This is a genomic window from Neobacillus sp. 19, assembly GCF_049463095.1.
GTDB lineage: Bacteria > Bacillota > Bacilli > Bacillales > Cytobacillaceae > Neobacillus.
Map to the genome: position 1 here is coordinate 278,929 of NZ_JBMPZU010000030.1, position 24,875 is coordinate 303,803.

Annotated in this window: 20 protein-coding genes and 2 pseudogenes; all 22 read right to left on the reverse strand. The window is 40.1% G+C overall.

Features of this window, described 5'->3' with window-relative positions:
• Positions 1-212: 212 nt before the first annotated feature.
• The 22 genes and pseudogenes from yfmH to pnp all read right to left on the reverse strand — a co-directional run bounded on the left by yfmH (position 213) and on the right by pnp (position 24,856).
• Positions 213-1,505 (reverse strand): EF-P 5-aminopentanol modification-associated protein YfmH, encoded by a 1,293-nt coding sequence (gene yfmH / locus ACO1D1_RS08820; RefSeq protein ID WP_149869630.1) that lies wholly within the window; start codon positions 1,503-1,505, stop codon positions 213-215.
• Positions 1,505-2,785 (reverse strand): EF-P 5-aminopentanol modification-associated protein YfmF, encoded by a 1,281-nt coding sequence (gene yfmF, locus ACO1D1_RS08825; RefSeq protein WP_423335633.1) that lies wholly within the window; start codon positions 2,783-2,785, stop codon positions 1,505-1,507. Before yfmF ends, yfmH begins: the two co-directional genes overlap by 1 nt.
• 158 nt (positions 2,786-2,943) lie before the next feature.
• Positions 2,944-3,903, reverse strand: coding sequence for an ABC transporter permease (locus ACO1D1_RS08830; protein ID WP_149869628.1), 960 nt, complete (start codon positions 3,901-3,903; stop codon positions 2,944-2,946).
• Position 3,904: 1 nt separating this feature from the next.
• Complete coding sequence (locus ACO1D1_RS08835) at positions 3,905-4,957, reverse strand: ABC transporter permease (RefSeq protein WP_149869627.1); 1,053 nt, start codon at positions 4,955-4,957, stop codon at positions 3,905-3,907.
• Positions 4,950-6,485, reverse strand: coding sequence for an ABC transporter ATP-binding protein (locus ACO1D1_RS08840; protein ID WP_149869626.1), 1,536 nt, complete (start codon positions 6,483-6,485; stop codon positions 4,950-4,952). The genes ACO1D1_RS08835 and ACO1D1_RS08840 overlap by 8 nt, the downstream gene beginning before the upstream one ends.
• A gap of 207 nt (positions 6,486-6,692) precedes the next feature.
• A complete protein-coding gene (locus ACO1D1_RS08845; RefSeq protein ID WP_423335634.1) occupies positions 6,693-7,781 on the reverse strand; it encodes a BMP family lipoprotein in 1,089 nt (362 codons plus the stop codon).
• 87 nt (positions 7,782-7,868) lie between these two features.
• Positions 7,869-8,594, reverse strand: a complete 726-nt coding sequence (locus ACO1D1_RS08850; RefSeq protein WP_149869624.1) for a GntR family transcriptional regulator — start codon at positions 8,592-8,594, stop codon at positions 7,869-7,871.
• Positions 8,595-8,984: 390 nt separating this feature from the next.
• Positions 8,985-11,039, reverse strand: coding sequence for a DNA translocase FtsK (locus ACO1D1_RS08855; protein WP_423335635.1), 2,055 nt, complete (start codon positions 11,037-11,039; stop codon positions 8,985-8,987).
• The gene (locus ACO1D1_RS08860) at positions 11,002-11,337 is read right to left on the reverse strand and encodes a hypothetical protein (RefSeq protein ID WP_423335636.1); all 336 of its coding nucleotides are present in this window, start codon (positions 11,335-11,337) and stop codon (positions 11,002-11,004) included. Before ACO1D1_RS08860 ends, ACO1D1_RS08855 begins: the two co-directional genes overlap by 38 nt.
• Before the next feature lie 43 nt (positions 11,338-11,380).
• Positions 11,381-11,575, reverse strand: coding sequence for a hypothetical protein (locus ACO1D1_RS08865; protein ID WP_423335637.1), 195 nt, complete (start codon positions 11,573-11,575; stop codon positions 11,381-11,383).
• 66 nt (positions 11,576-11,641) lie between these two features.
• Positions 11,642-11,881: a YlzJ-like family protein gene (locus ACO1D1_RS08870; RefSeq protein WP_149869622.1), complete on the reverse strand. Its 240-nt coding sequence runs from the start codon at positions 11,879-11,881 to the stop codon at positions 11,642-11,644.
• Positions 11,878-12,630 carry a ClpP family protease gene (locus tag ACO1D1_RS08875; protein WP_149869621.1) on the reverse strand — a complete coding sequence of 251 codons (753 nt, stop codon included), beginning with the start codon at positions 12,628-12,630 and terminating at the stop codon, positions 11,878-11,880. Before ACO1D1_RS08875 ends, ACO1D1_RS08870 begins: the two co-directional genes overlap by 4 nt.
• 107 nt (positions 12,631-12,737) lie before the next feature.
• A pseudogene (locus ACO1D1_RS08880) lies at positions 12,738-14,407 on the reverse strand (ribonuclease J).
• A 172-nt stretch (positions 14,408-14,579) separates the two neighbouring features.
• Positions 14,580-15,452, reverse strand: coding sequence for a 4-hydroxy-tetrahydrodipicolinate synthase (gene dapA, locus ACO1D1_RS08885; protein ID WP_149869619.1), 873 nt, complete (start codon positions 15,450-15,452; stop codon positions 14,580-14,582).
• A 91-nt stretch (positions 15,453-15,543) separates the two neighbouring features.
• Positions 15,544-16,788, reverse strand: coding sequence for an aspartate kinase (gene dapG / locus ACO1D1_RS08890; RefSeq protein WP_149869618.1), 1,245 nt, complete (start codon positions 16,786-16,788; stop codon positions 15,544-15,546).
• Positions 16,789-16,824: 36 nt separating this feature from the next.
• Positions 16,825-17,874, reverse strand: coding sequence for an aspartate-semialdehyde dehydrogenase (gene asd, locus ACO1D1_RS08895; protein ID WP_423335638.1), 1,050 nt, complete (start codon positions 17,872-17,874; stop codon positions 16,825-16,827).
• Positions 17,875-18,031: 157 nt separating this feature from the next.
• The gene (dpaB, locus tag ACO1D1_RS08900; protein WP_149869616.1) at positions 18,032-18,631 is read right to left on the reverse strand and encodes a dipicolinate synthase subunit B; all 600 of its coding nucleotides are present in this window, start codon (positions 18,629-18,631) and stop codon (positions 18,032-18,034) included.
• Positions 18,628-19,530, reverse strand: coding sequence for a dipicolinic acid synthetase subunit A (gene dpaA, locus ACO1D1_RS08905; RefSeq protein ID WP_423335639.1), 903 nt, complete (start codon positions 19,528-19,530; stop codon positions 18,628-18,630). Before dpaA ends, dpaB begins: the two co-directional genes overlap by 4 nt.
• A gap of 174 nt (positions 19,531-19,704) precedes the next feature.
• Positions 19,705-19,950, reverse strand: coding sequence for a YlmC/YmxH family sporulation protein (locus ACO1D1_RS08910; RefSeq protein ID WP_149869614.1), 246 nt, complete (start codon positions 19,948-19,950; stop codon positions 19,705-19,707).
• A gap of 350 nt (positions 19,951-20,300) precedes the next feature.
• Positions 20,301-21,534, reverse strand: a pseudogene (locus tag ACO1D1_RS08915) (M16 family metallopeptidase).
• 94 nt (positions 21,535-21,628) lie between these two features.
• Entirely contained in the window at positions 21,629-22,576 is a 948-nt protein-coding gene (locus tag ACO1D1_RS08920) for a polysaccharide deacetylase family protein (RefSeq protein ID WP_423335640.1), read from the reverse strand.
• Positions 22,577-22,738: 162 nt separating this feature from the next.
• Positions 22,739-24,856, reverse strand: coding sequence for a polyribonucleotide nucleotidyltransferase (gene pnp / locus ACO1D1_RS08925; protein WP_423335641.1), 2,118 nt, complete (start codon positions 24,854-24,856; stop codon positions 22,739-22,741).
• Positions 24,857-24,875: the final 19 nt, after the last annotated feature.

A 24,875-nucleotide genomic window follows, 5' to 3' on the forward strand; every position in this document is an offset into this window, starting at 1 on the left:
GCTTCAGGATGCTCGCTTTCCGCAGGGCGGGCGGTGAGCCTCCTCGGCGCTAAAGCGCCTGTGGGGTCTCACCTGTCCCGCTGCTCCTGCAGGAGTCTCGCACCTTACGCTACAATCAACAGGGGTAATATAATCAACAATCACCTTTAACACAGCCTTAAAGTCAAACGAATAAACAGCTAAGAAGCGTCGTGTATCCGACGCTTCTTTGGCTATTTTTTCTTAGGGACTACTTGGCAAACGGAGAAGCGCTCTTCTGAGATGACTTCTGCCGCCAATGATTGAACATCTTGTAATGTTATTTTTTCTAATGTTGGCACAACATCAAATAAATTCATTTCATTAAAAGCATAACGAGTAAATTGATTGGCAATATACTCCGGTGAATTCACAGCACGTAAAAAAGCACCAATTTTCTTCTTTATTGCTCGATCCAACTGCTGTTCACTAAATGAGCTCCCCTTCTTAGCCTCGAGAAGCATTTTTTCGAGCCTGTCAGCTAATTTGTCCGGTTCACCTGTGTCTCCACCAACCATAGCAAATCCAAAACCTTGCTCTTGGGTGTAGTCATATGAGAAAGTTTCATCGATTAGACCTTCACTATACAGCTGATTGTAATTTTCCGAGCTTTTGCCAAACAGCAGATCGAGGAGGACATTCATAGTTAATTCATTTTTCAGCAGCTCATCCCCGGTTTGATCGACATGGAGTGCTTTGATGCCTACCAAGGATTTAGATGTTTGCACATTCATCTCAAGCACCTGCTTCTTTTCAGCAGCTTGAGGGGGTTCTGATTCAAATTTACGTTTGATCTCGGGCATTTCCTTATAGTCTTTTTTGGACTGGTTATCTCTTACCTGGGTCATAATCTTTTCAGGATCTACCGGTCCAACAATAAACAACAGCATGTTGCTCGGGTGATAGAAAGTATTGTAACACTCATACAGCCAATCTTTTGTAATATGAGAAATGGACTCAATAGTGCCGGCAATATCTATCTTCACCGGATGATTCTGATATAAGTTTTGGATTAAGCCGAAATATAGCCGCCAATCTGGATTATCATCGTACATTGTAATTTCCTGGCCGATGATTCCTTTTTCCTTTTCAACTGTTTTCTCGGAGAAATAAGGCTCCTGAACAAAATCAATCAGCGTCTCAAGATTCTTTTCCACGTCTGATGTACTCGAAAATAAATAAGCGGTACGGGTGAAAGATGTAAAAGCATTTGCGGATGCCCCTTGACGGCTAAACTGCTGAAACACGTCCCCATCTTCTTTTTCAAACAGCTTATGTTCTAAAAAGTGAGCAATCCCATCGGGCACTTTGACATACTCGTCTTTCCCAATTGGGATAAAGGTATTATCTACTGAACCGTACTTCGTTGTAAAGGTTGCAAATGTTTTATTAAAGCCTTTCTTTGGCAAAATATAAACGTTTAGTCCATTGTCCATTTTTTCATGAAAAAGCTCCTCCTGGATCTGATCAAACGTAATTTTCTCCATTATTTGCCTCCCTCCGATCCCGTTAAGAAATAAATGGTATCCAGATCAATCTTTTTCGCCACCGCGACTATTTCTTCTTTCGTTGTTTTTTGCATTTCTGCTATCCATGAATCAAGGTGAATATCCGATTTAGCCACTACATTATGATAGAGGAGTTCGGTTAGTCCTCTTGCTGTATCAACCGTTTCCATGATTTGGTTTTGAATGACTGCCTTTGTTTGCTCCAGCTCTTGGTCGGTGAAATCACCTTTCTTCATTGCTTCCATTTGCTCATTTATGATTCCAACAGCCTGATCATAATTCTTTAAATCGATGCCTGACATCACCATCATTAAGCCTTTATGACTTTCTAAGCGGCTCGCCGCATAATAAGCAAGGCTCGCTTTCTCGCGCACATTGATAAATAACTTGGAATGCGAAAAACCGCCCAAGATGCCATTAAAAACCTGTAGGGCAAAATAATCGGAATCGCCATATACGATATTGGTACGATAGCCAATGTTTAATTTGCCTTGTTTTACATCCTGCTCTTCTTTGACAATATTAACCTCTGCTCTTTTGTTGATCGTTTTCGGATTTACTTCTTTCGGTGTGCGGCTTTCAAATTGAAGCAGTTCTTCCGCATATTTTTTGACTTCCTCTTCTTTAACGTCACCAATGACATATAGATCCATCTCATCCTCTAAAAAGGCCTTTTTGAAATATTCATATAAATTTTCCGGGGTAATAGCATCCACATCTGCGGCTTCCCCATTTACCTGAAGGGCGTAGGCCTCACCTTTACACATTTCTTCTAACAATCGGACATTAGAATAGCGCATTTTATCATCAAAGACTGATTGAATTCGGGACTTAAGTGTCCTTTTTTCTTTATCAATTGTCTCCCTGTCAAAGGCGTTATCTGAAATATTTGGGTTCGTCAATATTTCCGCAAGTAATTCAAAACCCTTTTTTAATAATGGATTGGAATCGCTTAAAAATTTTTCATTGGCGATTTCTAAAGAGAAGCTCATAATATGGTATTCACCTTTTTTCGCCAGATCGACAAAAAGAGTCGCACCATACAATTCATCTAAATATGATCGTAACGCCGTAGTGGTTGGATAGCTGCCGGAGCTGCTTTGCAATACATGGGGGAGTAGTGCCCGTTTCGTTACATCTTCTTTTGTTAATGGAGCTTTCATTCTCCAAACTAATGTATTCGTCTTATATTTTTCTGTTTCGATGACATGAAGGTTAAAGCCTTGCATTTCTGATATTTTTTCAGCATTAGCGTCCATTTACATTCCTCCTCATATGATTTGGGCCTTACTTAAACATATGTAAACATTTTTCTTTATATCTTTTCCATCGGGATAAAACCTATACTTATAACTATAATTTGACATGCCTGTTCAATACAATAAAAAACTCTCAGCAAGTGCTGAGAGTTTCCACATTAACGATTTCCCTTGATATAGTGTGTACCACTTGCTTTTGGTGCATCGGCACGGCCAATAAATCCTGTTAGTGCTAAAATTGTCAGCACATACGGTGCAATTAACAAGTACACATTTGGAATTCCCTTTAAGAAAGGTAAGCTTGAACCGATGATACTAATACTTTGAGCAAAACCGAAGAATATGGCGGCTCCTAACGCACCAAGCGGATGCCATTTTCCGAAAATCATTGCAGCTAGTGCCATGAAACCTTGACCGCTAATGGTTGAGTGGCTGAAGTTGGAAGTAATGGATTGAGCATATACTCCACCGCCAATCCCTCCAAGTGCACCTGAAAGAATGACCCCAAGATAGCGCATTCTAGTAACGTTAATCCCCATTGTATCAGCTGCCATTGGATGTTCACCGACTGATCGCAGGCGAAGACCAAATGGTGTTTTAAATACGATGTACCACACGATAATGGCGACGAAAATAGCTAGAAATGAGGTCCAATACGTATTTTGGAAAAATATTTTTCCAATAACGGGAATGTCCTTTAAAATAGGTATATCAATTTTACTAAAACCTTTACTGATAATGCCTGTTTCACCTTTACCATAAATAAGCTTTACTAGGAATAAAGTTAATCCTGTAGCCAGCAAGTTGATTGCAACACCTGAAACAGTATGGTCTGCACGGAATGTAATCGCAGCAACTGCGTGTAAAAGGGAGAAAATTGCTCCTGCAACCATTGCAACCAAAATAGAAATCCATGGCGTTAAACTTCCGAATGTTTCTACAAAAGTGATGTTAAAGACGATAGCTGTAAATGCCCCAATTACCATTAAACCTTCTAGACCAATATTTACTACACCGGAACGTTCTGAGAATATACCGCCTAATGCAGTGAAGACAAGTGGAGCAGCCCATAACAATGTCGATGGAACAACAATCATTAAAATATCCATTAAGCTCAACTTACTTCACCTCCTTCTTCTTACTTAGTCGATCAAGTAACACTCTAATCATATAGCTTGATGCAACAAAGAAAACGATTAACGCAATGATGATATCAACTAATTCGTTAGGTACCCCAGACTCAAGCGGCATGTTTAAGGCCCCTACCTTTAATACACCGAATAGAATAGCGGATAAAAATACACCTAAAGCTGTATTCCCACCTAACAAGGCAACCGCAATCCCGTCGAAACCAACTCCGGTAAATCCACCTTTAACAGCGGCATACCCAAATGTACCTAAACCTTCCATCGATCCTGCAAGACCTGCAAAAGCCCCGGAAATCAGCATTGATAGGATAATGTTCTTATTTACACTCATCCCTGAGTAATGTGCTGCATGCTGGTTAAAACCAACGGCACGCAATTCAAATCCTCTTGTTGTTCTTTCAAGCAGGAACCACATTATAAAACAACAAATAATGGCAATTACGATTCCCCAGTGAAGACGTGAATAATCTGTAAGACTTTGCAGCCATTCTGAACGCAAGGATGCTGATGCATGAATCATTTCCGTTTTATCGCCACTTTTAGCTGCTAAAATATTTCTAATTATATAGTTCGTAACATGTAGTGCCACATAGTTCATCATGATTGTCACAATTACTTCGTGAACACGAAAACGTGCTTTTAATAGACCTGGGATAAACCCCCAAATTGCACCGGCAATCATCGCTGCAATGACAGCTAACGGCAGATGTATAGCACGCGGCAGATCGAATGCTACACCTACCCATACTGCTGCAAGCCAGCCAACGATAAATTGTCCTTCAACCCCAATATTAAATAACCCGACACGGAATGCAAAAGCTACCGCTAAACCGGCTAAAATATAGGGTGTAATCTGCCTGACTGCTTCACCAAATGAATAGATATCCCCAAATACCCCGTTCCACAATGCAGAAAAGGCAGACACCGGGTCATACCCGCTCACTAACATGATAATTGTTCCAACCAAAATACCTAATAAAACGGCAATAACTGGAGTTAATAAGCCCTTTAAGCGTTTAGACATGCGTTTCTTCACCCGCTTCCTTTCTATTCGAACCAGCCATAAGCAATCCAAGCTCCTGCTCAGTTGTTTCTTTTGGATTAACTATAGCTACGATTTTCCCCTCATAAATAACAGCAATCCGGTCGCTGACATTCATAATTTCATCTAACTCAAATGACACGAGCAAGACAGCTTTTCCATTATCACGCTGTTCAATTAGGCGTTTATGAATAAATTCAATTGCACCAACATCCAGACCACGGGTAGGCTGTGCCGCAATGAGTAGATCTGGATTACGATCAACCTCACGTCCAATAATCGCTTTTTGCTGATTCCCCCCTGAAAGAGCCCTTGCCAATGTAAATTCACTTGGAGTTCGAACATCAAACTCTGCAATCAGTTTCTTAGCCTGTTTATATATTTCTTTAAAGTTCAAGACCCCACCGCTTGAATATGGTTTTTTATAATAGTTTTGTAAAACCATATTTTCACCAATTGGGAAATTCAACACTAAACCATGTTTATGGCGGTCCTGAGGAATATGACCGACACCAGATTCAGTAATTTTTCTTGGCGTAAGATGAATTAATTCTTTTCCATTCAATTTTACGCTTCCACTTTCGGATTTCCGTAAGCCTGTAATGGCTTCAATAAATTCAGATTGTCCGTTTCCATCTATACCGGCAATTCCAACAATTTCTCCGGCTTTTACAGAAAGATTAAGCCCATTAACAACGGTCACTCCACGTGCATCCTTTACAACCAAATCATGGATTTCAAGGACTTCCTGCTTAGGGTTTGCCTCAGTTTTTTCTGTTTTGAAAACAACTTCACGTCCTACCATTAAACTTGCCAATTCATTTGGATTGGTTTCACTTACATTGACTGTTCCAATCCCCTTTCCTTTTCGAATAACGGTACACCGATCAGCTACTTCCATAATTTCTTTTAACTTATGGGTGATCAGGATTATGGATTTTCCTTCTTTAATAAGTGTTTTCATAATCTGAATAAGTTCTTTAATTTCCTGCGGCGTTAAAACAGCTGTTGGTTCGTCAAAAATCAGAATTTCTGCACCGCGATAAAGCGTTTTTAATATTTCTACCCTTTGCTGCATTCCTACAGTGATATCAGAAATTTTCGCCTGCGGGTCTACGGCTAAACCATAGCGTTCAGAAATGTCGCGAACTTCTTTTTCTGCCTTTTTAATATCAATTCGCCCGCCGGATGTCATTTCACGGCCTAAAATAATATTTTCTGTAACCGTAAAAGTATCAACTAACATAAAGTGCTGGTGCACCATACCAATTCCCAGATCATTAGCAATATTTGGGTTTGTAATATTTACAGACTGCCCTTTCACGCGGATCTCGCCTTGTTCTGGCTGATATAATCCAAATAGGACGTTCATAAGTGTAGATTTACCTGCTCCATTTTCACCGAGTAAAGCATGAATTTCTCCCTTCTTAAGTTGAAGGGTAATGTTATCATTCGCTACGAAGCCGCCAAACTCCTTACGAATGTTGAGCATCTCAATTACGTATTCCATCTTTTCTCACTCCCTGTGATAAGATAAAAGGAAATTTTGACCAGAAGTAGTAAGAGGTCAGACCTTTTTAAGTTTTAAAAAAACAGGGAATTACTCCCCACTAAAATCTTAAATGAAAAGCAGAATTTGCATTCTACACTTCAGTTAAGATTTCATTAGAAAGGAATAAGCAGGCAGGTTACAAATACTGCTTATTCCTCATTTAAATTATTTTGCACTAAACTTACTTAACTCATCACGAGTTCCTGGGACTTTTACCGCACCAGATTTGATTTTTTCAATCCATTCCTTAACAGCTTTGTCAATGGCATCTTTCTGATCAGCTTTAGCATTAATTGGAGCTACGCCGACACCATCTTCATGTAATCCATAAAGCGCTACTTCTCCGCCAGGGAAGTTACCATCCATCGCTTTCTTAGAAAGGTCTTGTACTGCAACATCAACACGCTTAAGAGCAGAAGTAAGAACTACATCTGGACCCATATCGTTTTGGTCACGGTCAACACCGATTGCCCAAATTTCTTTGCTTGGGTCTTTTGATTTACGGTCTGTAGCTTCTTTAAATAGACCATTACCAGTACCGCCTGCAGCGTGGAAAATTACATCTGCTCCAGAAGAATACATTTTCGATGCAATAGATTGACCAAGTTCAGCTTTATCAAATGCGCCGGAATATTGAACATCGACTTTTACTTCTGGTTTTGCAGCTTTCACACCAGCTAAGAATCCAGACTCAAAACGCTCAATTACTGGAATTTCCATCCCGCCGATGAAACCAATATGGTTGGATTTAGTTTGAAGGGCAGCTGCAACACCCGCAAGGAACGCAGCTTCTTGCTCTTTAAATAGAACGCTTGCAACGTTTGGCTGTTTAACCTCTGCATCAATAATAGCAAAATGTGAATCTTTTTGTTGTTGAGCAATTTCTTCGATTGCAGCTTGCATTAAGAAGCCAATACCATATACTAAATCAAAGTCTTCACGAGCAAGTTTATTTAAGTTTGTAGAATAATCGGCATCAGATTTTGATTGAAGGTAATCATATCCGCCTTTACCTTTTTTCAATCCATTTTCTTTACCAAAAGCTTGAAGTCCTTCCCATGCTGATTGGTTAAATGATTTGTCATCAACGCCACCAACGTCAGTTACCATTGCTACAGAGAAAGTATCTTTTTCTTTATCTCCGCCCTTGGATGTTTCATTACCCTTGTTGTCATCACTTTTTCCACAAGCACCTAAAAGTGTTCCAGCAGCAAGAACTAGTGATAGCGCCATTCCAATTTTACGCATTTTCAAGGTATTTTCCCCCTATGAATGTTTGTTTGATATAGTAGAAATTTCAAAGCCAGACTTGGTTACGTTTCCAAAATGTAATAAAAAAAATTATATTCTCTTTCTTAATACGTGAAAACTAAATTTGTCTGCCTTAAAATAGTTTACCGAAAATAGGACAGGTTCATCCATTTCATCGAAATGCATTTGTTTTAACACCAACAAAGCAGTTTCAGGATCACATTCTAGTATTGGGGAAATTTTTTCATGATAGCCTACTGGCTCGATTTGAGCAACCGCGTATGTAATTCTGCGATTTGCCTCTTCATCTAAAATCTGAAAAATAGATTCTTCCTCATGGGAAAATGTTTCTGGCAAAATGCGTTCGAGGACCTTGTCAACACAATAAACGACTGGTTCTCCGTTTGCGGTTCTTACCCTTTCCATGACGAAAATCTCCTCACTAGCAGAACATGAGAAACGACGAATATCCTCTTCGGTAGGACCTTGTGTTGATGAACTTAGGAAAATCGTACCGGGTTTCATTCCAGCTTGTTTAATCATGTCAGTAACACTATTAAGTTGTTCAATCCCTGAAGTAAACATCGGCTTTGAGTTAACAAAGGTCCCAACACCATGGCGCCTAATGATAACGTTTTCTTCCTCGAGTATGCGCAATGCTTCCCGAAGTGTTGCCCTGCTGACCCCCAGTTGTTTGGCAAGATCGAATTCAGAAGGTAATTTTTCTTTTTCTTTATAAATTCCTTTTTCAATATCCTGCTTCAACCGATCGATTACCTGTAAATATAAATGCCGGTTATCTGACTTAATTGACATGCTGTTTCCTCCAGCCCTTTTCCTGAGACATCAGACATCTGATATCATTCCTACTAATCGAGATTATATTACCATCTTTTTTGTGATAAATAAATAGGAATTCAAAATTTTGTCGAAAAAAGGTCCGAACTAGAAATTTGTTATTAACTTGCTGATTTTTGCTCAAAAAATCTGCTATAATTGAATACCTTTTTTAATAGCGAATAGATGTGACGGGAAATTAGTAGGATTTTTTCCTGATACAAGTATTCACCTCCTATAACTATAGTATCAGATTTCGCGCAAATTAGTATTAAAAAAAGAGCCAAATGGCTCTTTTTTATCGAATAACGATTAATAAATTTTGACTTTGAGAAATGTCCAGCTCCAGCGCTTGTGGCTTCCGCTTTTCTACGAACTTTGCTCTTCATTGGGTTTCGTCTGTAAGACTGCTCGCGGTTTACTTCCTTCGTACGGGCCAACGACACCGCGGGCCTCCATTTCATCTATTAGACGGGCCGCCCTAGTATAGCCGATTCGAAAGCGGCGCTGCAGCATAGAAACCGAAGCAGTTTGCATCTCAATAATTAAATCCACTGCATCTTCATATAAATCGTCCTCAACTGCACCTGTTATCTCCGGAATATCATCCGGAATCATCTCTTCTTGGTATTGTGCCTTTTGCTGTGAAATGACAAATTCAACTGTATCTTCTACCTCTTGATCGGAAAGAAATGCTCCTTGCACTCGAACAGGTTTGGATGCTCCTACCGGCAAGAATAGCATGTCTCCGCGCCCTAGCAATTTTTCTGCTCCGCCCATATCCAGGATGGTTCTTGAATCAGTTGCACTTGATACCGCAAAAGCAATTCGTGAAGGAATATTTGCTTTAATCACACCTGTGATAACATCAACAGATGGGCGTTGGGTGGCAATAATTAAATGAATGCCCGCAGCACGTGCCATTTGTGCAAGCCTCGTGATTGAATCTTCTACATCAGATGAAGCAACCATCATTAAATCCGCTAACTCATCTACAATCACGACAATATAAGGTAATAACGGCTGCTTATCGTTTTCTTCCAGATTATGTTTCCTTACGTGTTCATTATAGCCTTCAATATTACGGGTTCCTGTATGAGAAAACAATTCATAGCGCCGTTCCATTTCACTGACTACTTTTTTTAATGCTTGTGAAGCTTTTTTAGGATCTGTTACAACTGGTGCCAGTAAATGGGGAATTCCATTATACACATTGAGTTCGACCATTTTTGGGTCGATCATCATTAATTTTACTTCATGGGGTTTTGCCCTCATTAATACGCTTGTAATAATACCATTAATACAAACACTTTTTCCGCTTCCTGTTGCACCGGCTACAAGTAAATGGGGCATCTTATTTAATTCTGCGAGAACCGCTTCACCCGTTATGTCCCTGCCAAGGCCGATTAACAGCTTGGCATCCGGCTTGTCATTTTGGGTACCTTCTAATACTTCCCTTAATGACACCATCGCCACATCGGAATTTGGAACTTCAATGCCAATCGCTGATTTTCCTGGAATAGGCGCTTCAATCCGAATTCCTTTAGCAGCAAGTGCTAATGCGATATCATCACTTAAGCTGACAATTTTACTAACCTTTACACCAACATCAGGGTGTACCTCATATTTAGTGACTGCTGGTCCTAAATGCACTTGGGTAACTCGCGCTTTAACACCGAAGCTTTGAAATGTCCTCTCAAGCTTTGCTGCGTTTGCATGGATTAGCTCATATTCACCGCTTTGATCTGTTTTCCTTGGAAGGTTTAGCAGTCTAAGCGGCGGTAACTCATACGCCACATTTTCTACTTCTGTAAATTTAATTGGCGGAGTATGATCCTCTTCGGCATCATTCGATTTATGCCTTTTTTCCTTCGCATGTTCTTTTGGATTTTTTTCCTTAGGAGCCTCTTCAACATACGCACGGTCTGCGAAGCTTGAAATAATCGGTTCAGGGATAACAGGTTCGTTCACTTCAGCCTGCTGCTGATTGTTTATAACGGGGACACTTTCTCTTTGGCGATTTTCCCGCTCTTTTTGCCTTTGAGATTTTTTCTCGTTCTTTCTCTCTTCTTGTTTTTGTTTCCATTCTGACATATCCGTTTTAAAGGCGTCCCATTGATTTTTTGAAAAGTCAAATAGAGTAATCACAATCTTCCCAATGAAATCTCCAAACGATTTTCCAGTTAATAGGACAATCCCAACGATTATAAAAACAAAAGCAATAATTTTTGTACCTGTTTCTGCGAACAGGTAATGAAACATAGCAAATAAAATCGCTCCTAAAATCCCGCCGCCCAAATCATGGGTCGTACTTGTTTCCCCTCTTACTTCCATCATAAATAATTCCCAAGTGTTCCCAATCACACTAGGATCTTTAAATTTCCCATCATTTGTGAGCAAATGAAAAAGAGTGACATGACTCAAATAGTAAGATTGCCGATATAATAAAATAGCTGCCAACTAATTTAATATGGAAGAAAAAAGGAATACTACGTTTCCACATTAAATAAACACTTAATATTACTAGTCCAATTAAGCTCAGCATGTACCATTCTCCCATCCAAAAACGGAAGAAAAGGACAGTGGCATTCCCGACTGCTCCAAGCTTTGCGATTGAAATGATCGCTAATGCCAATAAAGCCAAGGCGGATAGCTCGTATTGAACGGTTCGTTTTAAATGATTATCTCTTTTTTTGGGTTTTCTTCTCTTTCTTTTTGCCATCTAATCACCTTGTATCGTTCAGTTTGGTCTATTTTTCATAGTATTAATTAATAGGCTGTGTTAACTTGGCTGTTGATTTCCGCTCCAGGCACTTCGCTTTCCGCGGGCGTGACGGGAAGCCTCCTCGTCGCTTCGCTCCTGCGGGGTCTCCCCTGCCCCGTAATCCCGCAGGAGTCTTCGTGCCTTCCGCTCCAATCAACAGTTTGAAAAAATCAACAATGACCTTTAACACAGCCAATTAATAAAAAGGAAAGCAGCCTGCAAGGCTGCTCAAATAATTGTTATCTAATTATACCATAATCTACTATTGCAATGCGGACAATCCATCAAGGTAACCGAAAGAAATTTTTGCACCAGGGTATATATGTTCATTCAAATAATGCTGGGGGTCACTGCTTACTATACGAATAACCTGAACATTTTGCTGATCAGCAAGCTCTACCAAAAGTGGAATCCCCTGATAGTTTATCATTTGCTGATTGCTTGCCGCTTCCGCTTCATAGGGAAAAATTAGTTCATTTGGCATCATTGTATATAAAATCATTGAATCAGCCCCTCATTTTCTTCTTTTTGAAGATCAATCATTTCATTGAGCTTTTTCATTGCGGGACCTAAACCGCCTACCTCATCAATTAATCCCGACTTAACGGCATCAACACCGATTACATTCGTTCCAATATCCCGCGTTAAATTTCCTTTTGCAAACATTAAGTCTTTAAATGTTTCCTCCGTAATTTTGGAATGTTTTGTCACAAAGTTGACCACACGTTCCTGCATTTTATCCAAATATTCAAAGGTGGCCGGTACTCCTATGACAAGCCCTGTCAAGCGAATTGGATGGATGGTCATCGTAGCAGTTTCTGCAATAAAGCTGTAGTCACATGAAACTGCAATCGGAACACCAATCGAATGACCCCCTCCCAGGACGATGGAAACAGTTGGTTTTGAAATAGATGCAATCATTTCAGAAATGGCCAGCCCTGCTTCGACATCCCCGCCGACCGTATTTAATACAATTAATACACCTTCAATTTTCGGATTTTGTTCGATTGCAACAAGTTGCGGCAATAAATGCTCGTACTTTGTTGTTTTATTTTGCGGAGGTAATGCCATATGTCCTTCAATTTGGCCAATTATGGTTAAACAATGAATTCGAGAATCTGCTGAGAGCTGCGGCACATTGGTTTGGCCAAGCTGTTGAATTTTCTCTATTAAACCAGAAGTAGACTTCTCCTCTTTTTGTGGTTGCTGCTCTTCTTGGTTATCGGTATTTTTTTGAATATCGTTATCCATCCTAATACTCCCTTCAAGCATGATATTTGTTAGTGTTTACCTTTACATTGATTTCATGCCAAAACAATACAAAAAGAGGTACCGGAGGAATTCCGGTACCTTTACATTCACACTTCCATAATAATCGGCAGTATCATTGGCCTTCTTTTTGTTTTTTCAAATAAAGATCGATTTAATTCATCTCTTATTTCCTGCTTAAGAGTGGACCATTCAAATGAGGTTTTAGCTGTGTTTCTTTCCACAATATCATGAACTAATTTCGTTGAATCATCCATTAATTTCTCCGATTCGCGAACATAGACAAACCCTCGTGAAATGATTTCCGGCCCTGCCGCAATTTTCTTTTCTTGTTTCGTTAACGTGACAACAACAATTAAAATGCCATCTTGTGACAAAAGCCTTCGATCCCGAAGGACGATATTTCCGACATCGCCTACACCGATTCCATCGATTAGCACATTGCCAGACGGAACCTTCCCGGTAACTGTTAATGTCCCTTTCCTTCCATTCCACAATATCACCGCGGTCGGGAATGTAAATTTGTTCATCGGCAAGACCGCATTCAATGGCCACTTTTCTGTGTGCCTTCAGCATCCGATACTCACCGTGAACCGGAATCAAAAATTTCGGCTTCATTAAATTAATCATAAACTTTAATTCTTCTTGACTTCCATGGCTTGATACATGGATTGTCCTTTTTCCATATACAACATTTGCTCCTGCTTTGAATAACAGATCGACCGTTTTCCCTAAAAATACTTCACTTCCTCTTAATGGTGAAGCAGCAATTAAAACAGTATCACCAGGCTGGATATTCAATAGCTTATGTGTCTGTTTTGCCATTTTCTGCAAGGCTTCAATTGGTTCTCCCTGGCCACCGGTCATTAATACCGCTATTTCTTGGTCAGGATATTCATTAATCTGATTTACCTGAATCATGACATCTTCGTCCACTTCTAAATATCCTAAGTCGAGGGCAATATGATAGATTCTTTCAAGGCTTTTTCCTACTACAGCGACTTTACGGCCATTTTCTTTCGCAGCATTAAAAATATGCTGGATTCGATTGATGTCCGATGCAAAGCAAGCGGCAATAATCCTCCCCGGTGCATTATAAAACGCATGGGACATTTCACGTTCAACAATCGCTTCAGATGTTGTGTACCCAGGTTTTTCGGCTTCAGTACTGTCAGACAGTAAGCACAAAACCCCCTGTTCCCCTATCTCAGCCATTTTTCCAATTTCAGGCTTATAAAGTTTCGTTGCAGCCTGATCAAATTTAAAGTCTCCCGTATAAACAATAATCCCTTCAGATGTATGGATACAAACGCCAACTGAATCCGGGATGCTATGATTAGTTCTAAAAAAACTTACATGTACAGCATCTAATTCCACTTTTGTATCCGAATCAATCTCAATAAATTCTGCATTTCCGATAAATTCCTGTTCCTTAAGCTTGGCTTTTGCAAGAGCAAGTGTTAGTTTCGTTGCATATACGGGTACATTAACCTTTCGAAGCACGTAGGAAAGAGCACCAATATGGTCTTCATGTCCATGTGTTAAAAAAATCGCTTTGACTCGTTCCTTATTGTCATTTAAATATGTTAGATCTGGAATGACCATATCGATACCAAGCATTTCTTCCCTCGGGGAACATTAAGCCGGCATCAACAATAAATATGTCCTTGTCCACTTCAACAAGGTACATATTCTTTCCGATTTCTCCGATACCACCAAGTGCAATAATCTTGATGGAAGTATTTTTTTTCTGTATCAATTTCCGTTTCCTCCTACATGATGTGTAATCCGACCGAAGATCAGTTATGAATATTATACTTGAAAGTTGAAAACCTTTACAACCAATAATTGCTATATTCATTCATCACAACGATCAAACGGATGAAAAAAGGGCATACCGCACTATATTTCGGTATGCCCATGGATATTTTTTATTTATTTTTCAATAAAGAAATCAATGTCGTTCGTTCCTGTTCCGTTAAACCGACAAGTGGCAGCCTGACAGACCCAACATCCAATCCCGATACTTGTAATGCTGTTTTAACTGGGGCAGGGCTTGGTGCGGCAAATAGGCCCTGCATGATTGGCAGCAATTGCTGATGGTATGCTGCAGCCTTGGCATTTTCTCCATCAAAATAAGCTTTAATCATTGCTTGCAAATCGTTTCCAATTACATGAGAAGCAACTGAAACAACTCCTGCTCCGCCAATAGAAAGAACCGGGATTGTCAAGCTGTCATCCCCGCTGTATAAAACAAAATCCTCATCCGTATCGGCAATAATACGTGTCATGGCGTTTAAATCACCGCTTGCTTCCTTCACAGCCACAATATTAGGTATCTCAGATAGTCGAATAATCGTCTCCGGACGAATATTTACAGCAGACCTGCCAGGAATATTGTATACCATGACCGGAAGTGTTGTTGCTTCCGCAACCGCTTTGAAATGCTGGTACAGACCTTCTTGATTTGGTTTATTATAATATGGTGCTACAGCCATGATCGCATCCACACCAAGCTGCTCTGCTTTTTTCGTCAATTCAATTGATGCATACGTATTATTACTTCCAGTGCCGGCAATGACTGGGATCCTTTTCTTCACCACTTTAACAACATGATTAAAGAGTGCCAGCTTTTCTTCTTTGGATAACGTTGGTGATTCTCCCGTAGTACCTGAAATCACAAGGGAATCTGTTCCATTCTCTATCAAGTAATTAATTAACTGAGTGGTCTTAGCAAAGTCTATATGCCCATTTTTATCAAAAGGGGTTACCATTGCCGTGGAAACTCGCCCAAAATGAACCATTTTCCTACTCCTTTCAATACAACAGAATACCAATAATTTGTTGTATCGCATTCATTCACTTAACTACTCCATCATTTACCTATTTCCTTATTTACAAATCGGCAAGATTAAACTCAATCGATTCATCTTCTAATTGAAAGGCATCATGCAAGGCATTAACAGATTTGGCTAAGTCATCCTGCTTAACTAATACCCAAATGGTGGTATGACTATCTGCTGATTGCAAAATACGAATGCTATGGTCAGACAACGCTGTAACGATTTTGGAGGTAATCCCCGGTACCCCTGCTATTCCTGCACCAACAACAGACACTTTGGCACAATAGCGTTCAATTACAGGTTCATGTCCTAAGTCGTTTAAGACCCTGATTGCCCGATCCGTCATTTCCTCTGTGACCGTATAGACTACACCATTTGGCGAGATATTGATAAAATCTACACTGATTTTTTCATTTGCCATTGCTTTAAAAACTTCTGCCTGGAGGTTGTATTGATCCTTTTTAGCAAAGACTTTTATTTGCGTGACATTTGAAACATGAGCAATCCCCGTAACGGTGCGTTCTCTAATATCACTTCCACGCTTATCTTTATTTAAGGTGGTAACCAATGTTCCTAGATTGTCGGAATAAGTGGAACGGATGCGAATCGGCACTTTTGCCTGCATGGCAATTTCCACCGCTCGGGGATGAATCACCTTCGCCCCCTGATAGGCCATATTGCACACCTCGGTATAGGTAACTATGGAAAGCGGCCGGGCATTTTCTGCAATCCGCGGATCGGCCGTCATAATTCCTTCCACATCGGTAAAAATATCTATCCATTCGGCATTTAGAGCCGCTCCCAGCGCGGCAGCGGACGTATCACTCCCCCCCCGCCCTATGGTGGTGATATCGCCATTCTTAGCAGCTCCCTGGAACCCGGCAACCACTACAACATCATGGTTCTCAAGTTCCCTAAGCAGCCTATCACATTTCATTTCGTTAATCTTTGCATTTGTATGGTCATTGTTCGTACGGAAACCTGCTTGAGCTCCTGTTAATGCGATTGCATTCATTCCACTTTCCAATAGCATATTTGAAAAAACAACACTAGAAATAACCTCGCCGCAGGACAATAATAAATCTTGCTCCCGTTTTGAGATTTTGCTTAGGTTGCCCCCAATTAACGATAAAAGTGTATCGGTTGCATAGGGGTCACCCTTTCTTCCCATTGCCGAGACGACAACGACTACTTTGTAGCCGTCGGCAAGTGCTTTTTCGATATGACTTTGCGCGTGTTTCCTGCTCTCTTCATCTTTAACGGATGTACCGCCAAACTTTTGTACAATAATTTTCATGGTGACACCAAAACCTGCCTTTTTTGGAAAGGTAACTTATTTTACGATACCTAGTTTTACTAAACTTTCTGCAATCTGTACTGAATTCCAAGCAGCACCTTTTAGCAGATTATCCGAAACAACCCACATGTGGAAACCACGGTCTTCATCGATGTCTTTTCTAATACGTCCTACAAAAACATCGTTTTTCCCTACACAATGAGCAGGCATTGGATATACTTGATTATCCGGATCATCTTGCAAGACAATACCCGGTGCATCTTGTAATAATGCTTTAATTTCATTTGCGCTTACGTTCTCTGATTCTATTTCGAAATAGACGGATTCAGAATGGCCGACTGCAACCGGAAGACGGACGCAAGTTGCTGATACCTGTAACTCTGGTAAATGCATAATTTTTTTGGTTTCATTAATCATTTTCATTTCTTCAAACGTATAGCCATTATCTTGGAATTTATCAATTTGCGGAATCACATTAAACGCAATTTGATAATGATTTGTATCTGATGAGACTGGTAAAATTTTTGGTTCAAATGGTTCTTCAGTCAAAATCGACTTTGTTTGTGCCTTTAATTCTTCCACCGCCGCAGCACCTGCACCTGAAACGGCTTGATATGTGGAGACAATGACTTTTTTCAATCCATACTTTTGACGAATTGGTTCAAGAGCAACCACCATTTGGATTGTTGAACAATTTGGGTTTGCAATAATCCCGTTTTGATGATGCAAGTCCGATTCGTTCACTTCAGGAACGATCAATGGTGTATTTTCATCCATTCTAAATGCGCTAGTGTTGTCCACGACGATGGCGCCGCGTTTTACTGCTTCTGGGGCAAGTTCCTTAGAAACACTGCCGCCAGCACTGAATAAGGCAATATCTACACCTTCAAAGCTCTCCGGCTTTGCTTCTTGTATCGTAATTTCCTCACCATTTACATTTATTACTTTCCCCGCTGACCTAGCTGAGGATAAGAGGGTAAGTTTTCCGATTGGAAAGTTCTCTTTGATCAATGTTTGGATCATTTGTTGTCCAACTGCTCCTGTTGCTCCTACTACGGCAACATGATATCCATTTTGCTGATTCATTTCTAAGTTTCCCCTTTCAATCTTTCCACAATATTTTCCTGGTTATTTCATTAATTAAATCATATCAGAAGGGGGAAAGTCCCCCCCTGTTGAAAGATTAATTTATTTTAACATATTCTTATAAAGAAATAACCTTTTTTGATGCAGAAGGGGGAAGTTAGTCAGAATCTTTATATCTTTCTACCAGGACGGGCTGGAGCTGTCTCCCTTCGATAGCTGCCTCCACCGTTTCAGACAACAATGTCATTCTGGCAACCATCGAGTTTGGTTTTTTAACTGGATCATCCTGCCCGTATGGAATAAAATAAATATTTTTCGTTGCCATTAATCTCATTAAGTTTACTCCGTTTAATCCTAGTGCATCATTCGTTGAAATCCCCAGAACGACAGGTTTTAAATTTCTTAATGTTGCTTTTGCAGCCATTAATACAGGACTATCGTTCATAGCATTCGCAAATTTACTCATGGAAACGCCTGTTAATGGCGCAATAACCATACAATCAAGCGGAATTTTCGGACCTAAAGGCTCTGCTTTCACAATCGAATCAATAACTTTATGGCCTGTTAAATCTTCAATTCTTTGAACCCAATCCTCTCCTCTTCCAAATCGGGTTTCCGTATTTTTTACTGTAAAAGTTACCACTGGCATGACCTCTGCGCCGGCCAGAACCAACTTTTCGATTTCCGGAAAAACTGCATCATAGGTACAATGTGAGCCAGTGAGACCAAAGCCGATTCTTTTCCCTTTTAAACTCATTTCACTTTCCCCTTTCGGTTTATCAGATCATCCTGGAGCAGTTGTACTAGAACATCAGCAAGAATGATACCGGCCGTTTTTGGAGCAACAATACCAGGCAAACTCGGAGCGAGCAATGCCTTAATTCCACGTTTTTCAGCATATCGGAAATCTGTACCGCCTGGTTTTGAAGCAATATCAATAACCAATGTATGGGCTGGTAACTTTGCTATAACGGCTGCACTTACAATTGGATAGGGAATGGTATTGATTAAAATATCCGTTCCCGAAACTTCTTTGGTGATATCGCTTAAATGGAATGGGGTTACACCCATTTCAGTAATTCTGGCAAGATGCTCGCTTTTTCGTGCTCCAACTTTTACTTTTGCACCAAGCGCATGAAAGGCCCTTGCAGTACTCATACCACATCTTCCTAACCCCAAAATGGTGATATTAGAACCATGAATGGTAAAATCAGTATGCTGTATGGCCATCATAATGGTTCCTTCCACAGTAGGAATCGAATTGTATATAGCTACATCGTCTCGCGAAAATAGCTGTACTAGCGTTCTTTTCGACTGCTTTATCATTCCATTTAAATATGAATTACTGATTCCTGAATAAATCGTGCAATGTTCAGGAGTTTTTGAAAGGATATCCTCTGTTAAAATCACTTTTTCATTCGAAAAAATCGTTTCTACCTGACCTTCCGGATTTGTACCGGCTACAGGCAAAATAAGAGCGTCTATCGTCGAGAAATCAACCTCATCCAACTTTTCTTTGACCGCACCTGTAAAGGCGTGATCGAGCTGTTCAAAACCAATAAGCGATAATCTCGCATCTAATTCGGTTAACTTGCGGATGATTTCCAGCTGTCTGGCATCCCCGCCAATCACGGCTATCTGCATCCCTGTCAGCATGAAAACATTCACCTTCTTTTTTTAAAAGTCCTTTAAAAATTGATAATAAAATCCTTTTCTTCTACTCACTCCAACATCTTATGTAAGATTACTTCATTCGGTGAGTTTTCCATCTTGAGAAATGAAAAAAGCCCAAGCAACGGTTAGTTTGCTTGGGCTTTTTCTCTTATATTTTCACTGATCTTCATCCGGAACATCAATGATGATCATGTCCGTTCCGATTTTTTTTATATGCTGCCATGGCACCCTAATTTCTCCTGCTTGTTTCCGAAACCCAAACCATTTTAATGAAGGAATCAGGAGTGCCTGAATTTGACCGGTTCCTTCATTAATTTCTAAATCGGTTTGCCCAAGGACTCCTAGACGTTCCGCCTTTTTTACATCCACAATTTCTTTTCCACTTAATTCACTTAACCTCACTGTAAAAGCCCCCTCATCCCCTTTTCTATTAGTTTATAAAGGGACGTCCAATTTTAGAATAAGAAAAGCGGAAGCGCCCTGATCAGCGGCGTATGGCCTCCCCGAAAAAGCTAACGCTTTTTCTTCGTGCGGTGCCTATGCTGCCGAAGCCTTCCTTGTGGAGCGCTCCAACTGAGATAAAGGAAACACGAAGAGCCGGTGGCGATTCGATGTTGACTTATCGTAGGGCGGAGTGCGAAGGACACTAGCCGCTAGGGCACTGGAGCTGGACAATTCTCAAAGTGGAATTTATAATTTCTTATCAAATATGAAAAGAGGCATCCCAATGGAATGCCTCTTAATACGTACCATTATTTATTTGGGAATTCCCCATCAGGACTAATAAGCGTTACAGAATATTGGTCAGTAAAAATGGCTTTTGCCATTTCATCGACACTGTTTTTAGAAACTGCATCGATTTGTTCGATAATTTCATCAAGTGAGCGATGACGTTTCAATAAGAGTTCATTTTTACCATTACGGCTCATTCGGCTATTTGTACTTTCTAAACTTAACATTAGGCTGCCTTTCAGCTGCTCTTTACTGTTAGTTAGTTCCTTTTCGGTGATTCCATCATGCTTTAATTTTTCAAGTGTCTCCTGGATGGTATCAAATAAAACATCCAGCTGCTTCGCACCGGTTCCACCGTAGACAGTCACAATTCCGCTATCCTGATAGGCAGAGTGGTAGGAGAAAACTGAATAAGCTAAGCCCCTTTGTTCACGTACCTCTTGGAATAGTCTTGAGCTCATGCTTCCGCCCAAAATATTATTTGAGTGTAATTAAACTGTAAATATCTTCATGACCAACCTTTAATCCTTCAAAACCTATACATAAATGGGCCTGCTCGGTATCCTTCTTCCCTTGATATTCTATTTGAATGAAAGGACGGAACATTTTCAGGTGTTTCTTTTGCCCCGCCTTGATAGGACCCAAAGTAATTTTCAACTTCTTGGATAAAACTTTCCGAAACATTTCCAGCGATCGATATAACCACATTTTCGGGGTATAACGTTCTTGAATATATTCCTTAAGTGATTCCCCTGTGAATGTCTTTAAGGTTTCCTCTGTACCCAGGATTGGGTAACCAAGCGGATGATCTTCGAAAACAGCCCTGCTCAATAAATCATGGACAATATCATCCGGTGTATCTTCGTACATTTTGATTTCTTCCAAAACAACATTTCTTTCTTTGTTTAATTCCTCTTCCACAAATGTTGAATTAAAGAACATATCAGCTAATACGTCTAAGGCAAATTTAGAATGAGTATCTAGAACCTTTGCATAGTAGCATGTGTATTCTTTTGATGTAAAAGCATTTACCTGCCCGCCAATGCTGTCAAAAGATTCAGCAATATCCTTTGCGGAACGTGTAGCGGTTCCCTTAAAAAACATATGCTCTAAGAAATGGGAAATCCCGTTTGTTTGTGGGTCCTCATTTCTAGAACCTGTTCCAATCCATACTCCAATAGCAACTGATCGTACGGTTGGGATATTTTCTAATACAATTCTAACTCCGTTTTGGCAAGTGTATTTATTAATCATCGACTTCCTCCTGTCGCAGACGCTACTACTCCAATTATTAATTATAATTTCTAAAAGATATTTTCTCCAATTTTTCGGATGAATTTTACTTAAATTATTTAATAATTCTTTCCTCATCCATTAATTCGGTAACCGTACCGATTTGTAAATTTTTTTTCTCAATTAGGGTGATCAACCGGTCAAGTGACTTTGCCGTTGATTCAGTTGGATGCATAAGTACCATTGAACCCTTATCAATTTTAGACATGACACGGTTAATAAGAACATCAGGAGCAGGCTTGCGCCAATCTACCGTATCTACTGTCCACATTACTGTTTTCATATTTAGTTCGGCTGCAATAGTAATTGTCTCATCCCGATAGCTTCCGCTGGGCGGGGCAAACCATGTACATTTCTTCCCTGTGGCTGCTTCGATAATTTCGTTTGTTTTGATCATTTCTTCCCTTGCCCTTGAGGCAGTCAGCTGCTTCATATCTGGATGGGAGTAGGAATGATTTCCTACTTCATGGCCCGCGCTCACAATCATTTTTGCAAGGTCTGGATTCTTTTTGACCCAATTCCCTTCAAGAAAAAAACTTGCTGATACATTATGATTTTTTAGGGTTGCAAGCATATCCGATAAATATTCATTACCCCACGCAACATTAATAATGAAGGACACCATCGGTTTTTCCGGGTGACCTTTATAAATCGGAGAAGGCGGTAAATCTTGCAAATGAACTTTTGGTTTTGTCTGGATAAATACTAGTTTCTTTTCATCAAATACGCCTTTGCTCTTCATTTTTTTATACGAAGCTGCAATATCAACTTTGAGTCCATTGTAACCGGGAATGGCCTTCCAGACAGTGTCAACCTTCGCATCGGAAAATGGCTGTTCATATGTAGAAGCATTTTTAACTATACTTTGATATAAAGGATCTGACTGCTTTGCTGCTGGCAGGGCCGATTCTTTTAACGCGGAAACGTACTTATCCACTATGGGGATGTTCACTGTAATCACCGCAGCCAAACAAATTACAATTAAAATAATAGCCTTTTTCATCTACCTTTCCCCCTTCCATACAGATTATGTATAAAAGGGACAAGGTAGAACAGAGAAAAAACGGCTTGCTCCTGATGGAAAGTTAACTTCTTATATGGAAAAAGTCAGGGGCAATCCCTGACTTTTTCATTCACTCAGATTTTCATATTTCTGTATTTCTAATTATTGCTTTTCTTCTGCCTTTTCCCGTGTCTCTTTTAATACAGCTTTACGTGATAAGTTAACTCGGCCTTGTTTATCAATTTCGGTAACCTTTACTAAGAGTTCGTCGCCAATCTTCACAACATCTTCCACTTTCCCTACCCGCTCTTCAGCAAGTTCAGAAATATGAACAAGACCGTCTTTACCGGCAAAGATTTCAACAAAGGCACCAAACTTTTCGATTCGTTTCACCTTACCAAGATACATTTGTCCCACTTCAACTTCACGAACAAGATCTTCAATAATCTTTTTCGCTTTTTGATTCATTTCTTGATTAGTTGAAGCAATAAAAATGGTACCATCTTGCTCGATATCGATCTTAACACCAGTTTCTTCAATAATTTTATTAATTTGCTTACCGCTTGGTCCAATGACATCACGAATTTTATCCGGATTGATTGTCATTGTTAAGATTTTCGGAGCAAACTGGGATAGCTCTGTTCTTGGTTCTGTAAGAGTAGCAAGCATGGAATCCAAAATGTGCATTCTTCCCACTTTTGCCTGCTGCAGAGCTTCTTCTAATATTTCACGGGAAAGACCTGCAATTTTAATATCCATTTGCAATGCGGTAACGCCTTTTGCTGTTCCTGCAACTTTAAAATCCATGTCTCCTAAATGGTCTTCCATCCCTTGAATATCAGATAAAACTGTATAATGTTCACCTGATTTTACAAGTCCCATGGCAATACCGGCAACAGGTGCCTTAATCGGTACACCTGCATCCATCATCGCTAATGTACTTGCACAAATACTTGCTTGTGAGGTAGAACCATTCGATTCAAGCACTTCTGAAACAAGTCGGACGGTATATGGGAAATCCTTTTCAGACGGAATAACTGGCTCAAGCGCTCTTTCTCCAAGTGCCCCGTGCCCAATTTCGCGTTGGCCTGGTCCACGGATTGGTCCAGTTTCACCAACACTAAAGGATGGGAAGTTATAATGATGCATAAAGCGTTTTTCTTCCTCAATTCCTAATCCATCAAGAATCTGAACATCACCCATTGCCCCAAGAGTACAAATACTTAAGGCCTGCGTTTGCCCGCGGGTAAATAATCCTGAGCCATGTGTACGAGGCAAAATACCAACCTGTGAAGATAATGGACGGATTTCATCAATCTTTCGGCCATCCGGACGAACCTTTTCCACAGTAATTAAACGGCGTACTTCCCCTTTAACAATCTTGTCCAAAATTTGTTTCACTTGCTTCATATCTTCGTCTGTTGCTTCTTGTTCTTCAAATTTGGCAATAACAACATTCTTAACTTCTTTAATTGCATCTTCACGAGCATGCTTTTCTTGAACCTGAATCGCCTTTACCATGTCAGCTTCACATAAATTTCTTACTTCTGTTTCAAGGTCTTTGTCAATTTCATAAAGGGTGATTTCCCTTTTTTCTTTACCAATCTCCGCGACAATTTTCTCTTGGAACTCAATTAAACGTTTGATTTCATTATGACCAAACATAATCGCTTCAAGCATGATTTCCTCAGGGACTTCCAGCGCTCCTGCTTCAACCATGTTAATCGCATCTTTTGTTCCGGCAACTGTTAAATGAATATCACTTTTTTCAGCCTGGTCAACTGTTGGATTGATGATAAATTCATTATTTACCCGGCCAACAACAACACCGGCAATTGGACCCTCAAATGGAATATCTGAAGTACTAAGTGCCAAGGAAGATCCAAACATTGCTGCCATTTCTGTTGAACAATCTTGATCAACACTCATTACAATACTAATGACTTGTACATCATTACGGAATCCATCCGCAAACAACGGACGAATCGGACGGTCAATCAGGCGGCTCGCCAAAATTGCCTTTTCACTTGGACGCCCTTCACGTTTAATAAACCCTCCAGGGATTTTCCCTACAGCATATAAGCGCTCCTCATAGTTTACGGTTAATGGGAAAAAGTCCAGGTTCTTCGGCTCTTTCGAAGCTGTTGCTGTACTTAATACAGCTGTATCGCCATAGCGAACTAGAACCGCACCGTTTGCTTGTTTTGCTAATTGGCCGATTTCAACTGTTAATTTACGGCCAGCCCAATCCATCGAATATTCATGTTTCGTTTGTTCCATATTTTTACCCCTCTCTATC

What these genes read in the sequence shown, in the direction of transcription:
- yfmH (WP_149869630.1), bottom strand. Translation starts at nt 1,505, where the DNA reads ATGGAGAAAATTACGTTTGATCAGATCCAGGAGGAGCTTTTTCATGAA.
- yfmF (WP_423335633.1), bottom strand. Translation starts at nt 2,785, where the DNA reads ATGGACGCTAATGCTGAAAAAATATCAGAAATGCAAGGCTTTAACCTT.
- ACO1D1_RS08835 (WP_149869627.1), bottom strand. Translation starts at nt 4,957, where the DNA reads ATGTCTAAACGCTTAAAGGGCTTATTAACTCCAGTTATTGCCGTTTTA.
- ACO1D1_RS08840 (WP_149869626.1), bottom strand. Translation starts at nt 6,485, where the DNA reads ATGGAATACGTAATTGAGATGCTCAACATTCGTAAGGAGTTTGGCGGC.
- ACO1D1_RS08850 (WP_149869624.1), bottom strand. Translation starts at nt 8,594, where the DNA reads ATGTCAATTAAGTCAGATAACCGGCATTTATATTTACAGGTAATCGAT.
- ACO1D1_RS08860 (WP_423335636.1), bottom strand. Translation starts at nt 11,337, where the DNA reads ATGGCAAAAAGAAAGAGAAGAAAACCCAAAAAAAGAGATAATCATTTA.
- ACO1D1_RS08870 (WP_149869622.1), bottom strand. Translation starts at nt 11,881, where the DNA reads ATGATTTTATATACAATGATGCCAAATGAACTAATTTTTCCCTATGAA.
- ACO1D1_RS08875 (WP_149869621.1), bottom strand. Translation starts at nt 12,630, where the DNA reads ATGGATAACGATATTCAAAAAAATACCGATAACCAAGAAGAGCAGCAA.
- dapA (WP_149869619.1), bottom strand. Translation starts at nt 15,452, where the DNA reads ATGGTTCATTTTGGGCGAGTTTCCACGGCAATGGTAACCCCTTTTGAT.
- dapG (WP_149869618.1), bottom strand. Translation starts at nt 16,788, where the DNA reads ATGAAAATTATTGTACAAAAGTTTGGCGGTACATCCGTTAAAGATGAA.
- asd (WP_423335638.1), bottom strand. Translation starts at nt 17,874, where the DNA reads ATGAATCAGCAAAATGGATATCATGTTGCCGTAGTAGGAGCAACAGGA.
- dpaB (WP_149869616.1), bottom strand. Translation starts at nt 18,631, where the DNA reads ATGAGTTTAAAAGGGAAAAGAATCGGCTTTGGTCTCACTGGCTCACAT.
- dpaA (WP_423335639.1), bottom strand. Translation starts at nt 19,530, where the DNA reads ATGCTGACAGGGATGCAGATAGCCGTGATTGGCGGGGATGCCAGACAG.
- ACO1D1_RS08920 (WP_423335640.1), bottom strand. Translation starts at nt 22,576, where the DNA reads ATGAAAAAGGCTATTATTTTAATTGTAATTTGTTTGGCTGCGGTGATT.
- pnp (WP_423335641.1), bottom strand. Translation starts at nt 24,856, where the DNA reads ATGGAACAAACGAAACATGAATATTCGATGGATTGGGCTGGCCGTAAA.